General features: G+C 43.9%; 14 protein-coding genes. 9 read left to right on the top strand and 5 right to left on the bottom strand.

The genetic code is table 11. From position 1 onward, the window contains the following. Positions 1–165: 165 nt before the first annotated feature. Positions 166–1,374: a glycosyltransferase family 4 protein gene (locus QUB13_RS13870; protein ID WP_333381664.1), complete on the bottom strand. Its 1,209-nt coding sequence runs from the start codon at positions 1,372–1,374 to the stop codon at positions 166–168. 1,292 nt (positions 1,375–2,666) lie between these two features. Between QUB13_RS13870 and QUB13_RS13865 the strand changes: the two genes are divergently transcribed. Continuing rightward, complete coding sequence (locus QUB13_RS13865) at positions 2,667–2,870, top strand: hypothetical protein (RefSeq protein ID WP_333381661.1); 204 nt, start codon at positions 2,667–2,669, stop codon at positions 2,868–2,870. Here QUB13_RS13865 and QUB13_RS13860 read toward each other — a convergent pair. From QUB13_RS13860 to QUB13_RS13850, 3 genes are all read right to left on the bottom strand, one after another. Beyond that, complete coding sequence (locus QUB13_RS13860; protein ID WP_333381820.1) at positions 2,848–3,807, bottom strand: DUF362 domain-containing protein; 960 nt, start codon at positions 3,805–3,807, stop codon at positions 2,848–2,850. The two genes, QUB13_RS13865 and QUB13_RS13860, sit on opposite strands and share 23 nt — an antisense overlap. A gap of 286 nt (positions 3,808–4,093) precedes the next feature. Further along, positions 4,094–4,420, bottom strand: a complete 327-nt coding sequence (locus QUB13_RS13855; RefSeq protein ID WP_194011807.1) for a hypothetical protein — start codon at positions 4,418–4,420, stop codon at positions 4,094–4,096. A 50-nt stretch (positions 4,421–4,470) separates the two neighbouring features. After that, positions 4,471–5,895 carry an aspartate ammonia-lyase gene (locus tag QUB13_RS13850; RefSeq protein ID WP_333381659.1) on the bottom strand — a complete coding sequence of 475 codons (1,425 nt, stop codon included), beginning with the start codon at positions 5,893–5,895 and terminating at the stop codon, positions 4,471–4,473. 446 nt (positions 5,896–6,341) lie between these two features. On the opposite strand from QUB13_RS13850, the gene QUB13_RS13845 reads away from it, so the two are divergent. The 4 genes from QUB13_RS13845 to QUB13_RS13830 all read left to right on the top strand — a co-directional run bounded on the left by QUB13_RS13845 (position 6,342) and on the right by QUB13_RS13830 (position 10,082). Further along, positions 6,342–6,788, top strand: coding sequence for a hypothetical protein (locus tag QUB13_RS13845; RefSeq protein ID WP_333381655.1), 447 nt, complete (start codon positions 6,342–6,344; stop codon positions 6,786–6,788). Positions 6,789–7,022: 234 nt separating this feature from the next. Continuing rightward, positions 7,023–7,460, top strand: a complete 438-nt coding sequence (locus tag QUB13_RS13840) for a hypothetical protein (protein WP_333381652.1) — start codon at positions 7,023–7,025, stop codon at positions 7,458–7,460. A 214-nt stretch (positions 7,461–7,674) separates the two neighbouring features. Continuing rightward, positions 7,675–7,959, top strand: coding sequence for a peptidase (locus QUB13_RS13835; RefSeq protein ID WP_333381650.1), 285 nt, complete (start codon positions 7,675–7,677; stop codon positions 7,957–7,959). A 242-nt stretch (positions 7,960–8,201) separates the two neighbouring features. Beyond that, the gene (locus QUB13_RS13830) at positions 8,202–10,082 is read left to right on the top strand and encodes a hypothetical protein (protein WP_333381647.1); all 1,881 of its coding nucleotides are present in this window, start codon (positions 8,202–8,204) and stop codon (positions 10,080–10,082) included. A gap of 226 nt (positions 10,083–10,308) precedes the next feature. Here the strand turns inward: QUB13_RS13830 and QUB13_RS13825 are convergent, their stop codons facing one another. Next, positions 10,309–10,479, bottom strand: a complete 171-nt coding sequence (locus QUB13_RS13825) for a hypothetical protein (protein WP_194011801.1) — start codon at positions 10,477–10,479, stop codon at positions 10,309–10,311. Positions 10,480–10,593: 114 nt separating this feature from the next. On the opposite strand from QUB13_RS13825, the gene QUB13_RS13820 reads away from it, so the two are divergent. The 4 genes from QUB13_RS13820 to QUB13_RS13805 all read left to right on the top strand — a co-directional run bounded on the left by QUB13_RS13820 (position 10,594) and on the right by QUB13_RS13805 (position 15,291). Next, positions 10,594–12,282: a DNA repair helicase XPB gene (locus QUB13_RS13820; RefSeq protein WP_333381644.1), complete on the top strand. Its 1,689-nt coding sequence runs from the start codon at positions 10,594–10,596 to the stop codon at positions 12,280–12,282. A 105-nt stretch (positions 12,283–12,387) separates the two neighbouring features. Further along, the gene (locus tag QUB13_RS13815; RefSeq protein WP_333381641.1) at positions 12,388–14,463 is read left to right on the top strand and encodes a serine/threonine protein kinase; all 2,076 of its coding nucleotides are present in this window, start codon (positions 12,388–12,390) and stop codon (positions 14,461–14,463) included. A 104-nt stretch (positions 14,464–14,567) separates the two neighbouring features. After that, positions 14,568–14,975, top strand: a complete 408-nt coding sequence (locus tag QUB13_RS13810; protein ID WP_333381638.1) for a DUF2281 domain-containing protein — start codon at positions 14,568–14,570, stop codon at positions 14,973–14,975. Then, positions 14,962–15,291 (top strand): type II toxin-antitoxin system PemK/MazF family toxin, encoded by a 330-nt coding sequence (locus QUB13_RS13805; protein ID WP_333381635.1) that lies wholly within the window; start codon positions 14,962–14,964, stop codon positions 15,289–15,291. Before QUB13_RS13810 ends, QUB13_RS13805 begins: the two co-directional genes overlap by 14 nt. Positions 15,292–15,363: the final 72 nt, after the last annotated feature.

Below are 15,363 nucleotides of genomic sequence, written 5' to 3'. Positions count from 1 at the left end.
CAGACACAACATCAAATCATGTCCGGTCGATTAGCATAACAAAAACAGTTCGTAGTGCAGACTTGACTCCAGGGCCTAGGAGTGGAGTCAAGTCCGCACTACGAACCCTACTTGTTGCGGTCAATAGATCACACACGACATCAAATCTCGAACCCACAGTTTTCTTCAGGCAGCTTTTCTCATCGACATTGAGTTATCAGCAACCCGCTGCATATGTTCTGCACGAGCTTTAAAAGTTTTCTCAAATGTGTGCTTTTCAGCAAACCTCAGCGACTTAAAAGACATAGCTTTGATGACTTCTCGGTTGTAGCTGAGTTGAATAATTTTCTGCGCCATCAGTTTAGGTTTATCCATCGGTACCATCCATCCCGTTTCAGACATTTCTGAAATTCCCTCGAATGCTTCATTCGAGTAGCCCACAATCGGCACTCCGCAAGACATTGTTTCTAAATAAGTACACGAGGGGTCGCCCTGCCGGTGACAGCACACAAACAAATCGATATTGTCCTTAACAAAGGGGAAAAACTCGGTCTTAAAGTCCGGGACACCAAGCATTTTCACGCAATTCTGAAGTTGATGGGCTGCTATGGTGTGGTGCATCATTTTTTCTAAGTCGCCAGCACCGCTAATGAACATTTCAAAATTTGCTCCCCGTTTCTTAAGTTCTAGAGCAACATTCAGTAAATGATCGGCTCCCTTCATTTTAATCAGGCGGCCAGAGAACAGCAGCCGCAGAGGCATATCTTCAGAGCGGTTGTGAGTCCGCATTTCAATATCCCTGTCAGTTGCTAGCATATCCTCGCTAATCCGCGTGTCAAAGAAAAGCATCGAATTGCGATTGAGTTTCAAGTAATCTTTATAGGTAGGAGTACCGTTGCACTGCAAACCATCCGCATTTGCGATCGCCGCCCGCTGCTTAATTTCTTGATTTTTTTCCCAAGCCATTCTCCGCAAGCGTACAATCGGGTTTTTGGTATTCACGCTCGCAATTTGTTTGCGAGTTTTCAGAGTATATTCAGAAACGTAAATACATGGCACTCCAGCTAAGTTGCAAATATTGCTGATATGGTTTTGTCGGTATCCCGGCACTGCTAACACCAGCGAAGTATTGTGTTTGTGCAACAAAGCAGGCGTGATTAGATCGAAGGAAATCACTTCTAATTTGAATGGTAGTGTATCGATATCGAAAACTTTGCCATCGAGATTTTTGTGATCTGTTTGGGTCTCTTCCATCATCACTGTAATCGAACCATCCCAATACTTGGTTAATTCGACAACGGCTTCGTCCAGCTTGCGGGTGAGGAAAACTTTACCATCTGGCAAGAGTTTCGCTGGTAGGGGTTGTAAAATAGTCAAATTATTGTTGGAAAACATGGATGTACCTTCTTTTGTATGGAGTTTTATTTTGGTCGTTTGTCTGCATTAATGCTTGTAATTGCTCGGATAGCGCTAGATAGAAGCTATGTAAAACTGTAAGATTGCTTCCTTGCACCGAGATCTTAGCAATGACATATCGCAGGTGGTTTTCCACCTCGACATGAAGCTAGACAATTAAAAAATGAGATTGAGAAAATTAGAGTTTCTACTCGTTAATCCGGTTGCGAAACTCAAAGCCTGCCTTGCTGTTATTGAAGTTGAAAGTTCTTAAGATAGCGGATTGATATCTCTCAGCTTTAGGAGCCTCAACTTAATTCCTAAAAAAGCTAATTCTACGTACTGATAAATTCACTAAAGACTCGATGGGCTGTTGCCTCGAAATATAACAGACAGTCATAACAGCGCATGGGAAAGTAACGTAAAGAAGCAATATGATACTTCTTATCACTTTGGATTGCTGGGGTGACTGATTTCAAATCTAGTTCGATCGATCTATTGCGTTCTGGCCGTCCGTTGTCCGTGTCATTAACAATAGGCGGATCCTAAAAAAACTGTAAACAGCAGGCCGGATACCAGGTCTACAAGAATTATTGGATATGTTTAATGTTTCTGGAACGTCACACCAGTCAAAAGGTTTATCAGAACCGAATTTGATATTTCAACTTCAAACCGAGCCCGTCTTTATGTGAATCTATTATCCGAGAAATTACTTATAACTGTCAAGAGGTTTTTGCTAACTTTATCAAAGTTTTACAATTAACCACTTAAGTAACAAGTTATTGCTGTTTTAGGCTTGATTTTTGTCAAACTAACTGCGACATTAGATATTTATACTTCTGTCGTAGATTTATCAGAGCCTTCAACTTATAGTCCAAAAGGCAAAAAATGGTTTTACACGTTATTCTAACACCGTGAGGTGCTTCAGCCGGAGGCTACATAATTAGGTTGAAGTTAGCTCTGACTTAGCAATAATACAGGACAGATGCCATAAATTCTTGTCAGCCCTATATATATAGTGCGTAATTTCCGTCTTACCGATAGAATTTGACACAAGTGTTGAACGCTAGAAGTGCGTGATAGGGGTTCGGTGAAGGGTAGGGAATCGCCATTCTAGAAGGCAACGAGACCAATCATTTAAAAAATCAAGATTGATTCCACAACTTTATGAAAGATTTATATAAATTTCTGTAACACCAATAGCATTCACATTATTTTTAATAACGTTGCATTTGTTCACAATTAAACAAACAATAAAAAGGTAGGACTGACTTATAGTCTGTCTCAAAAAGGTGAAGAGTCAGTCGATTTTAGATTGGGGGATTGGGGGATTGGGGGATTGGGGGATTGGGGGATTGGGGGATTGGGGGATTGATACCTTATCTGGCGATCGCACTGCGATATGTAGAGTGGACGGCACCAGACTTTCTGTGGGTGCGCCCCCAGCGCACCTTACCGCGCTTTCTCTGTTTGCTAGTGCGAAGTGTTGGGGCTGAACTGTTCTTTAATGAAGCGGATATAAAGGTGTTTGAACGCTGACTTAATCACGCGAGGCATACCAAAGTCGATCGGGATCATGCTTTCTGGCAACTTCCAATCCAAAACCTTGAGAGTTTCCGGGTGCGACAGCGGAAAATCGAGATCCTCTAAATTCGAGCAAAGTCCCAATCTCATCGCCGCAGCTACAGTCGGAACCAGCGCCGGATCGACATTAATGATTTCCACTAAAGTTCTGTCCAGCGCAAACACATCACTCGACGCGCCCAAAATCCCCAAAAACTTAGGTTCGCCACCGCTTGGCCCGTTACCTTCGTGACCGATAATTCCATCCAAAATTGTCAAATTTGGGTTAATTGCCCTGGCTGTTTCTACCAGCATTTGACCGAATCTGGCGCTATCTTTGCCAGCTTCCATGTGCCACCAAGCCTTCATTTTGCCGGGGACGCAGCCGAACAAATTTTTCACGCCCATTGTCACGGTTAATTGTACGTGAGATTTGAGTTTGGGCAAATTAATCACTACATCCGCTTCCATTGCTTCTTTGCAGATTCGCAGATGATTGAAATCTTCGCTGACAGTTTCGTAGCGTTTTCCTTGAAACTCAACTACTGGCACATTCAGTTCTTCTAACAGCGGCAAATAACCGTTGGCTTTGGCTACGCCCATCGCGCTGCCAAAAGCCGGACTGTCACCTAAAAACGGTTTTCCGCCAGCTTCTATGACAATTTTCGCCACGCAGTAAACCAATTCCGGCCGGGTGACGCATTCTTTGGTGGGGCGAGAACCGGTGAGGAGATTGGGTTTGAGTAAAACCCGATCGCCCGATTTGACAAAAGCCGACATTCCGCCCAGGGGTGCGAGCAAATTTTCTACAGATGTTTGCAGGATTTGGCGATCGTATGAATTGGCCTTAATTAAACTAACAGCAGACATAATGGGTAATGGGGGGAATTGGGAATTGGGCATTGGGCATTGGGCATTGGGCATTGGGCATTGGGCATTGGAAATTGGGAGGAGGAATGGATTATTGATATGTTTTCGCTTCGTGATTACCAATTACCAATTACCAATTACCAATTACCCATTAAGCTGTTCTACGTTTAAATTGTGCATCAAAAATCAATAAAAATATTGTGGAGTCGGCACTTTTGGAGGCCGTTCCCAACATCCAACTTAAATGCAAAACAACTTACCAATTACCCATTACCGCCAACCAAGTTTAAGTATTCATCGGCAATCTGCCAGAAGCAGCCCGCTGCATCGTACTAACTCGCATAGAATTAGAGAAAATTCCTTGGCCCTGAAGTTCCGGGATAGCAGGTTTAATTTCTACTTTTATCAACCGGGCAGTGCAGATAAAAACCGTTTGATCGACTAAATGAAAAGTCAACCAAGGTTGATTTAACAACTGCAGCACTTCCTCTTGAAATTCTGATGCCGGGATAGGAATTGTAAAGGTTTCCGTGTGACCTTCGACATAATGAAATGTCACTTGAGTTGTGTTCTCTTTATCTTGAGTTAATTGGCCAAAGGAACCTGCGCGCATAAATTTTGCTCCTAAACTTGAGACTCTGAAAGAATACTGCCATCTTGTGGCTAAGCATTAGCAGATGATGTTGGCATCGCACTCATTTTCTCTAAATCTAGAACTTTTGCCAAGTCTTCTTCACTCATTAAACCGCGTTCTAGGACAATTTGCCGCAAAGATTTGCCGGTTTCGAGAGATTCTTTGGCGACGGCGGCGGCATTGAGATAGCCGATATGAGTGTTGAGGGCGGTAACGAGGGCGAGACTGCCTTCTGCGTAAGCGAGACACCGATCGCCCTTTGCTTCAATTTTTTCGAGGCATTTTGTGCTCAGCGCGCTGATGGTATTGCCCAAAATTTCGATGCTGTGAATCAAATTGTAGGCGATTAAGGGCATCATCACGTTCAATTCTAATTGTCCCGCTTGGGCTGCAAGGGCGATCGCGCTATCGTAACCCATAACTTGAAAACACACCATCGAAGTCATTTCTGCCATCACAGGATTGTATTTTCCCGGCATAATTGACGAACCAGGTTGCACCGGAGGCAGTTGAATTTCCTTGAAACCCGTTTTCGGCCCAGAGTCCATCAAACGCAAGTCGTGGGACATTTTAACACAATCCTGAGCCAGATTTCGCAGCGCGCCAGACACATTTACAAACGGTGCCATACTCTGCATAGCTGCCATTAAATGTCTTGCTGGTTTCAGGGGGCGATCGATTAATTCTGAGAGAATTTCAGCAACTTTTTGACAGTATTCAGGGTGAGTATTTAAGCCTGTTCCAGCCGCGCTTCCCCCCAATCCCAGGGAAGTTAAATCATCGGATGCCCTGTCAATTCTCAAGGTATGTTCTCTGAGAATTTGCGCCCAAGCGCCGAAGGTGTCGCCGAGTCGAACCGGCACAGCATCTTGCATATGAGTGCGGCCAGATTTAACAATATTTTTGAATTCTTCTGCTTTATTTTCAAGGGCGACTATGGCCTCAGACAAAGCCGGAAATAGAGTTTTTTCTAAGGCCAACAATCCGCCGATCCGAATCGCCGTCGGAATCACATCATTGGTTGATTGACCGTAGTTTACATGATCGTTGGGACTGACGCGCTTGTAGTTGCCTTTTTCATCGCCCATAATTTCCAAAGCGCGATTGGAAAGAACTTCATTAACGTTCATGTGGTGAGAAGTTCCCGCGCCTGCTTGGTAGACATCAACTACAAATTGATCGCGCAAATTTCCGGCTAAAACTTCATCAGCAGCTTGGATCAGTGCTTGGCTGATATCTTCAGGAATGCAGCCGAGTTTACCGTTGGCGATCGCCGCAGCTTTTTTAATTAAAACGCAAGCATCGACGTAAGTTGATAAAGGTTTGATACCGCTAATTGGAAAATTTTCAACGGCGCGCAGAGTTTGAATGCCGTAGTAAACGGTAGATGGGATTTGTTTGTCTCCCATCGAGTCGCTTTCGGTGCGGTACGTAATGGTTGGCTGTTGCGTCATATCGTTTGGTTTGTGATAATTAGGAAGTGTACAATTTTTTTGTAACAGCGTGTTCTGGGTGTTTTTACTTTACCGCACCCGCTGGCGACTGTACAGTAGCGTAAGTTGCGATCGCCCAAAATTATCCCACATCCTAGTGTTCAATCTCAAATCTCAAACCGATAGTTGCGATCGCCCAAAATTATCTCACATCCTAGGGTTGAATCTCCAATCTAGAATCTCAAATCAAGTCTGGGGGGAGGGCGAGGGCGAAAGGGCAGTTTACAAAAAGCTAAAATTGTTCTGCAAGGGCGATCGCGCGCCGACAAAAATGTTTAGCTATAATTGTACAAATGAATCATTTCATATCAAATCCTCTCTTCATCAGAATAGTACATTCACTGTTGACTGTTAACATCATGTATGAGTGCAACCGGAATTGATATCACGCTAAGAGTGAAACTCCCATGAACAAACCAGCAAAAACTTTCAAACAGCTAAATGTTTTAATGATCGGCTTAAGTGCCTCTGCAATTTTTCCGGCTTCAGTAAACGCTATCTCCAGCATTGTCCCCTCCACAGCAATCCCGGAACAATCGGCGATTTTAATGGCTCAGCGACAGCAGCAAATTAAGTTTAAAAGAGGTGCTAGTTCAGGCGAAGTAAAAGGAGGAGTAGCCCGGGGCGAAGTCATGATTTATTTGATTAGGGCCAAACAAGGTCAAAGAATGAATCTAGAGATCCAATCAGTAGAAGGAAATGCTGTTTTTAAGGTGATCGATCCAAATACAAACCCCTTAGCTGAAGAAAAAAGAAGCTGGTCGGGAGAATTGCCCCAGACGGGAAAATATCAGATAGTCGTCGGTACAGAACGAGGGGGTGCAAGTTACACTTTATCAGTTTCGATACACTAATATTTCGATGTTTCCTTAAGGTTGTTAAATCCTGTCAGGTATCGCATTACCTAAATTCCCGAAACTCGGTTTCTGTAACCCCCACCCCGTCTCGAAAATGACAGCGCTAGGAGCACGATCCTCTTGGGCTGGCTGCTAACTGCGATTAATTGCAGAAATTGCAGATGGTTTTAGCGATCGATCTGCGGTTTTTGTGACAAAATAGATTGTAGTATTAATTTTTTAGGAGTTTTCATGGCTCGTTTCAATCAAATCCTTGTCCTCAGTGCCGTCACCCTTGTAGCTTTGGCTGGTTGCGGCGAGAAGCAAGAAGCATCCACTCCGCCAACCTCACCTCCACCGGTTACTTCTACGACTACCACTGTCACCACATCTGAGAAACCAGCATCTACTGCTAACTATCCAGAGTTAATGAGTGTAGTTACTAATACCAAAGCAGCAGTTGACACTGGTGATTTCGTTAAAGCTAAAACCGAATTTGACAAGTTTGAGACTTCCTGGAAGAAAGTCGAAGATGGCATCAAAGCTAAGGAACCTAAAAGCTACGATACCGTTGAACAAACTACAGAAAAAGTAACAGACGAACTCAAAAAAGCTCAGCCCAGCAAAGACCTAGTGCTGGCTCAATTGCAGTCGCTAGAAAAGACCATCGCTAGCATTCCTAAGTCCTAGATTTAAATGCTAATTTGAGTGTTTGTTTCTAGTGCGGCGTTCGCCGTAATTGCTCAGAAACAAACACTCAATGCTCCATCATTCTAGCCTTTCAATCTCTCATGTGAGGTACTATCCGGGATAGGGGATAGGGCATAGGCATAGGGCATATGGCATACCTCACTTTTTGAGAACCGCTATATATAAGTTGAGTATTTCTAAGTTTTCAACCGTTATGAAAAAAGCATTTCGCAAGTACCACCGCATTCTAGCCACAATTGTTTTTTTACCAATTACCCTCACGGTATTGACTGGAATGGCAGCAACGATGGGCAGGGAGTGGCCGATTAACACAGGAATTTCATCAAGATTATTGTTGAAAATTCATACAGGTGAAATTTTTCACCTGCAAGCAATTTACCCGATTTTAAATGGATTGGGAATGCTTGGCTTGCTGGTGACAGGTTTAAGTATGTCGGGTTTGTTTGGCAGAAGAAAGCAGCAAAATTCCAACGATTAAAAGCAAAGATGTGAGAAACTCAAGAAGGACTTGATGACGACTATTGAACCCGGTAATTTTAGGGTGGGAAATATGAGCTTAAAAATCAAAACAAATAACCTATGTACGGTTCCGGTTCATCGTACCGTAACTGTTGAACCAAATTTCTTGATTTTGTAACAAAAGTTCAAGTTCCGCATCCCGTAAAGTTGTTATATTTGGGTTGCCAAAACAATTTTGAAGCGGGCGCACTATCAAACATTATGTCGCGTTACCCAAGCATAGATAACGTTATCAGCCTCCAACAGGCACTAGAAGGAATAATTGTTGAAGATTTAAAAAAGCTCAAAGCATTATTACCCGATCCTCGTAAATTAACCCGTAAAGCGGATCTTGTTGATGGAATTAGATCGCAATTGCTGGGAGATCACCTTCGGATAGTGTGGGCGAAATTAGACGACCTCCAAAAAGCGGCTGTAGCTGAAGTTATACATGGGGAGGATGGTTATTACTTTCCTGATATATTTAGGGCGAAATATGGAGAATCAGCAAATTTTGGAACAATCGATCGCTATGGAACTAACAGAGAACCATCACTGTTATGCTTGTTTATTTATGGCAACCAGATTCCTTACGACCTACAAGAAATATTGCTGAAATTCGTGCCAAAGCCCAAAAAAGCGACCTTGGATCAGAGTGGTGAAACAGTAAAAAATCATGTTAAACTCAGCGTCCAAAGATATAACTACAGTACAAGGGAAAAAGATATAGAAGAATACGATATTCCCTTGACTTCTTGTGAAACACAGTTGACAGCTACAAAGGATTTAGCGGCTGTTTTGCGTTTAATTCAGTCGGGAAAAGTTACTGTTAGCGAGAAAACTGCTTTACCTAGTGCTGGAAGTGTAAAAGCGATCGCCTCTATATTGCAAGGCGGTGATTTTTATAATGAGGAACAGCGTCAAATTACCCTAGCCAAGGATAGCGACTATGATGATGAAGTATTCGCTGAACTCGGTAGCATCAAGCCCTTTGCTTGGATAATGATAGCGCAAGGGAGCAAGTTCGCCGAACGATCGGGCAAAAAGCTAGTTTTGACGAAAGCGGGACAGAAAGCTTTACAAGAATCACCCGCCAAAGGTTTACAGACAGCATGGAAGCGCTGGTTAAAGACAAAAATCTTTGATGAATTTCGCCGCATTGATGCGATCAAAGGACAAACTGGCAGGGGTGCAAATGGCATGACAGATGTGGCGTGGCGCAGAGATGCGATCGTCTCTGTACTCGCAGAATGTCCTGTGGGTAAGTGGATTTTATTTCATGACTTTAGTAAATATCTAGTCGCAACGGGCCATAGCTTTGATGTTACTGAGGAACCCTACTGTTTATATATTGGTGAAGCTGGGTATGGAAGCTTATCAGAATTGGATGGCCATAGTTGGCCGATTCTGGAAGAACGATATATGCGCTGTTTTTTGTTTGAGTATGCTGCTACTTTGGGCATAATTGATGTTGCATATGTCGATCCGTTCCTCATACCAAGTGATTATGACTATCTTTGGGGAACCGACTATATGGAATTCCTGAGTCGTTATGATGGCTTGGTATATTTTCGCTTGACGAGTTTGGGGGCTTATTGTTTGGGCTTGACGGATCAGTATACTCCGCCAGTAATTGAGGTTCGTCAAACGCTCAGGGTATTGCCGAATCTAGAAATTATTGCGGCGGGAGATGGTGTCGAGACATCTGATGCGATCGTCCTGGATATCTATACTAAAAAGGTGTCGGATGTTGTGTGGCGACTCGATCGCCCAAAAATCTTCGCAGCTATTGAAAATGGATATCCATTAGCAGAGTTTACAGAGTTTTTGGACGCCAGAAGTATTGAACCGCTACCGCAAACTGTGCAGCAATTTCTAACGGATGTTACAGAGCGATCGAATAGCGTGCAAGATATAGGTAGTGTCAGGTTGATCGAATGTACTACCGCCCATTTAGCATTGCTGATTGCGAATGATTCCCGTACTAAAAAGTTCTGTCAGTTGGCGGGCGATCGCACTTTAGCCGTTCCATTGGGTCAGGAAACTAAATTTCGCACCGCCCTGCGGCAAATGGGCTATGTTTTACCCCAGAGTGATAAATAATACACCTGATATTATAGCCTTTCTCAAAAAGGTGAGGTACGCGAAGGGCATAGGGCATAGGGCATAGGGCATAGGGCATGAGGCTATCCTCATCTTTCTGAGAACTGCTATATTAGTGTCAACAATCGCCCGAAAACCTTTGTATCTTTTGTTTATAGCTGAGTCCAGATCCCCCTAAATCCCCCTTAAGAAGGGGGACTTTGAGAAGAATTTTGTCCCCCCCTTGTTAAGTATTTGTAGGGTGCGTCGCGGGCGATAAATCCCTAAAAAGATCGACAATCTCGATCGCGACGCACCTTTGACATAGACTGGAGCAAATAAACCAAACATTTCTCTTCCTTCTTCCCTCTTCCCTCTTCCTTCCATCAACTATCAACTGCCAACTGTCAACTATCAACTATCAACTGCCAACTATCAAATACCAACTATCAACTATCAACTGCCAACTGTCAACTGCCAACTGTCAACTGTCAACTGTCAACTGTCAACTGTCAACTGTCAACTGTCAATTATGAGTTATGTTGCTGAAAATGCTTTAATCGTACAGAGCGATCGCTCAATTTTACTAGAAGTTCACGCCCCAACAGCACAAAAGGCACGAGAAGCGATCGCACCCTTTGCCGAATTAATCAAAAGTCCCGAACACATCCACACCTATCGGATCACGCCCTTAAGCGTGTGGAATGCGCGGGCGGCGGGAATGTTAGTGGAATTGATGATCGCAGCTTTGCGAAAGTATGCCAAATATGACATTCCTGAGTCGGTAGCGCAGGAAATCCAACTGCTTGGTACGCGCTACGGATTGACGGTAATTGAAAGGATTGATGCGGAAAATCCCGATTTACAACTGCGGATTGCCGATCGCCCGCTGACAGAGTTGCTAGTGCGGGATGAGCGCGTGAAACCGCTGTTAGGTAAGCGGATTTCGGATCTTTGCTTTCAAGTCGATGCGGGGAATCGCGGTGTACTCAAACAAGCTTTGCTAGCTGTGGGTTATCCGGCGGAAGATTTAGCTGGATATGTCGAAGGTGCCGAGTTAGCAATTGCGTTGCGCGATCGCACTTTAGGAAGCGATTTACCCTTTAATTTGCGTGCCTATCAAAAAGAAGCAGTAGAAGCATTCTATCAAGGAGGAGAGGTTAGAGGTGGCAGCGGTACGATCGTGCTACCCTGCGGCGCTGGTAAGACGATTGTGGGGATGATTGCGATGAGTTTGGTGCAGCAAAAAACATTGATTCTCACCAGCAGTTTGACTTCTGTGCACCAGTGGCGCAGGGAAATATTAGACAAAACGAGTTTAACTGAAGATGCGATCGCCGAGTACAGCAGCAACAGCAAAAAAACGGCTTCTGTAACTCTCTCGACTTACCAAATGCTCAGTTATCGATCGACTAAAGATGATGAATTCCCGCATTTCGAGTTATTTAACGCGCAATCCTGGGGACTGATTATTTATGATGAAGTTCATCTATTACCCGCACCGATATTTCGGATTACCGCCGACTTACAAGCGCGACGCAGGTTAGGTTTGACGGCGACATTGATTCGCGAAGACGGGAAGGAAGGCGATGTTTTTACGCTAATTGGCCCCAAGCGCTATGACGTACCTTGGCGGGAATTGGAAGGACAGGGATTTATTGCTACAGCCAATTGTACCGAAATCCGCGTCGCTCAAAATGAGGCGGAAAAAATGGAATATGCCCTAGCGCCCCGCCGCAGTCAGTTTCGGATTGCTGCGGAAAATCCGGGTAAGTTGGATGTGGTGCAAAGTTTGTTGCAAAAGGAGGCGGGGCATCGTATTTTAATTATTGGTGAGTTTCTAGAACAGTTGGATGCGATCGCCCTAGTTACCCAATTACCGCTGATTACGGGGAAGACAAAACAGGTTGAGCGCGATCGGCTTTACGAAGCATTCCGTCACAAAGAGATTCCCGGATTAATTCTATCTCGCGTGGGCAATTTTGCCGTCGATTTACCCGATGCCGATGTGTTGATTCAAGTATCAGGAAAATATGGTTCTCGCCAAGAAGAAGCGCAGCGCCTCGGACGAATTCTCCGCCCAAAATCCGATGGACATACTGCGAATTTTTATACATTAGTATCGCTACAAACTTGCGAGGAGGATTTTGCGCGACACCGCCAACTGTTTCTGACTGAACAGGGCTACAGTTATACTATTGAGGTTCAAGGCGATGGTTAGTCAGCGTTGGATCGTAGACCTTTTGCAATATTAACGCGCTTGTAGTTGGCTTTTTCATTCCAACCAGTTGCTACACTATTAATAACCGCATCCTCACCCACAATTATGTTCGCAAATGCAATCCTCGCTATCGCTCCCTACATCTCAGAAGTCCTCTCACCCATCGCCAGAAATATTGGCTATAAACTAGGAGAAGCCTTCGGCAATAACTCTCAAAAGTACCGAGATATCCTGATTCCCCCTCCCAATAATTCATCGGATTCGACTGAGATAGAGCGAGCAAAACAGCGTTATTCTCAAGAAATGCTGGAATACGCGAAAGCGAAAGATACCAGAGACCGGGAATTGTTAAAGCTAACAGTAGCACAAACTGCACGCCGCCTTGAGTTGCAGGAACAGGAACAGCGAGACAGACTGAAGCTGGCAGCCTTGCAGCGGGATTTGATGCGGGAATTGCAAGCAAAGGATATTCAGGTCAAGCTGGCTGAAATTCAAACGATTTGGGATAAAGATACTTGGTTTTCTAAGTTGAATCGAGAGGAAACTAAGCAGATTTTACTCCAGCAGCAACACCGCCTCTTAATCTTACTATCACCGCCCAAAATTAGCAAGCGATGCCCGGAAACCTTCTGTGAAGATTTGCCAATTGAGATGAGAAGTGTCGGAGATTTTCTCAGACAGCATTATCCTCAACAGGATGTCTTACGCCCAGTTAAGTTTTATAGCGACTATTTCACTGAGTCGATTGGTGATATTGATGTGGAACGCTTGCAGCGAATTTTATCTCCGGTTCCGACTACAATTTTATATAGCGATATCAGCGATTATGCGGTAACTTTTCGCGTCGGCTTTTGGGGATTCCTGAATAATCAGGAAGTCTCCCTGTTTTCTACCAAAGTTTTTGACTGGGAAGAGGCAAAAGATGCACTTTTAGCATCTGGGGTAAGTGAGACAAAAGCCCTCCGCATTATTCGGCAGTTGATTGTGGCGATTCACAAGTTACTGGCGGGATTTTTAGCAGATTTGTATTATCTGAATATTGACCCTGGCTATGAACCTCAGTTGTTTAATTTAAAGGATGAATTGGCTGAAGATGGGTTGGCAGAAGAATGGGTGAAACCTTATTTTGATATTCTTCAGGATATTCAGCGGCGACAGGGAGAACAGTATGAACAGGAGTTGAAAAAGCTGATGGAGCAAGTAGAGGCTGAACGTAAATCTCAAAAGGGTGCGAAAGCTGAAGCCCAACGCCAACACCAAATAGAAGAAAAAATCATTAGAAAAGCTCACTCCTTCAAATGTGTCAAAACTCTTAATGGCGTAGGTATGCCATCTGTTGATTGCGTAGTTATTAGTCCAGATGGCAAGACTTTTGCTAGTAATAGCAGTGGAAATTGCAGCAAACTTTGCAATCTCCATACAGGAGAGCTGATTGGTAATTTTTCTGGGCATTCAGGCGCGGTTTATTGCGTTGCAATTAACCCTAATGGAACAATTTTAGCTAGTGGCAGTTATGACAAACAAATTAAGCTGCGTAATCTGGAAACTGGACAAGAATTTAGAACCATAAAGGGTCACTCATCTTTAATTCGGTCTCTTGCTTTTAGTCCAGACGGAGAAACTCTTGCTAGTGGCAGTCAAGACAATACTATCAAACTGTGGAATCTGAAAAACGGGCAGGAAATTCGCACTCTCACAGGGCATTCATACTCGGTTTGTTCTGTCGCTATCAGCCCGGATGGCAACACTCTGGTTAGTGGCAGTTATGACAATACTATCAAGCTTTGGCATCTAAAAACCGGACAGGAAATTCGCACTCTCACAGGGCATTCACAGTTGGTTTTTTCCGTTGTCATCAGCTCGGATGGACAAATTATTGCTAGTGCTAGTCGAGACAACACTATCAAACTATGGAATCGGAAAACCGGACAGGAAATTCGCACTCTCACAGGGCATTCAGAGTCGGTTTTTTCCGTTGTCATCAGCCCGGATGGACAAATTATTGCTAGTGGTAGTGGAGACAACACTATCAAGCTTTGGAATCTAAAAAATGGAGACACAATTTTCACTCTCAAAGGGCATTCAGCCAGGGTTAATTCGGTCTGTTTTAGCCCGGATGGAAACACTCTGGTTAGTGGCAGTAATGATGGCAGTATCAAGATTTGGCGGTGTGATGGGTGAAGTAAGAGCGAAAGATAAAAATTATGGTCGATTTGCCAATATGGAACTACAAAACTTGACTGCGTGAGGAATAAACTGATAAACACTTAGGGAAAGTAATTGAAATGTCAGAAACCATTAATTTTGAGCAAGCACTGTTAGATAATTTGCGACAGTTGCCAACTGAGAAACAACAAGAATTGCTCGACTTTGCACAATTCCTGGTGCAAAAAGCGTTACATAAAAATCAGTTACCCAGTGAAAGTTCTGAGTCTAACAGTTCGTCAACAACCGCACCTACTCTCAAGCTATCACTTAGAGAAATTGCTAGGTTGCCGATCGCAGAACGCCATAAAATACTAGCACCATATATAGCTGCTACAGCCGAAGATTTTTTGACATATCCTGAATTAACCGAGTTTTCGGCACTCGATGGCGAAGAATATTTAATTGACTCAGCTATTACTCGCAGTCACGATGCTTTTTTGAAAGGTTACGCACCCGAAGACGAAGGACTTTATGACGACTATTGAGCCTGGTGATTTTTGGGTAGCAAATATTCCTTTTACAAACGGCGCAGACTCTAAACCACGCCCCATACTTTTGCTATGGTTGGATGGCGAGGATGTTGTAGCAGCCGCCGTCACCTCTGCCAAACCCCGTAGCCAAACTGATGTATTTCTTAATGATTGGTCTGTCAGCGGTTTGCGCGTTGCTTCAACAGTGCGTTTGTCTAGATTAGATTGTTTGGAAAAGTCTTTGTTGCTAGCGAAAATCGGGCAAATTTCTCAAGCAGATGCAGCAGCAGTGAAACAAGTCTGGGAGTTGTACGTTAAGCCTCAATTTTAATGATAATTCGATCGCCCCCAACTCCCCAACTCCCCTCAACTGGGTTCTCCCATCCCCCAACAGCCCAACAAT

The organism is Microcoleus sp. B4-D4 (assembly GCF_036705185.1).
GTDB lineage: Bacteria > Cyanobacteriota > Cyanobacteriia > Cyanobacteriales > Microcoleaceae > Microcoleus.
Note: the sequence above shows the minus strand (reverse complement) of the source record. Positions and strands in the feature narration are given on the sequence as shown.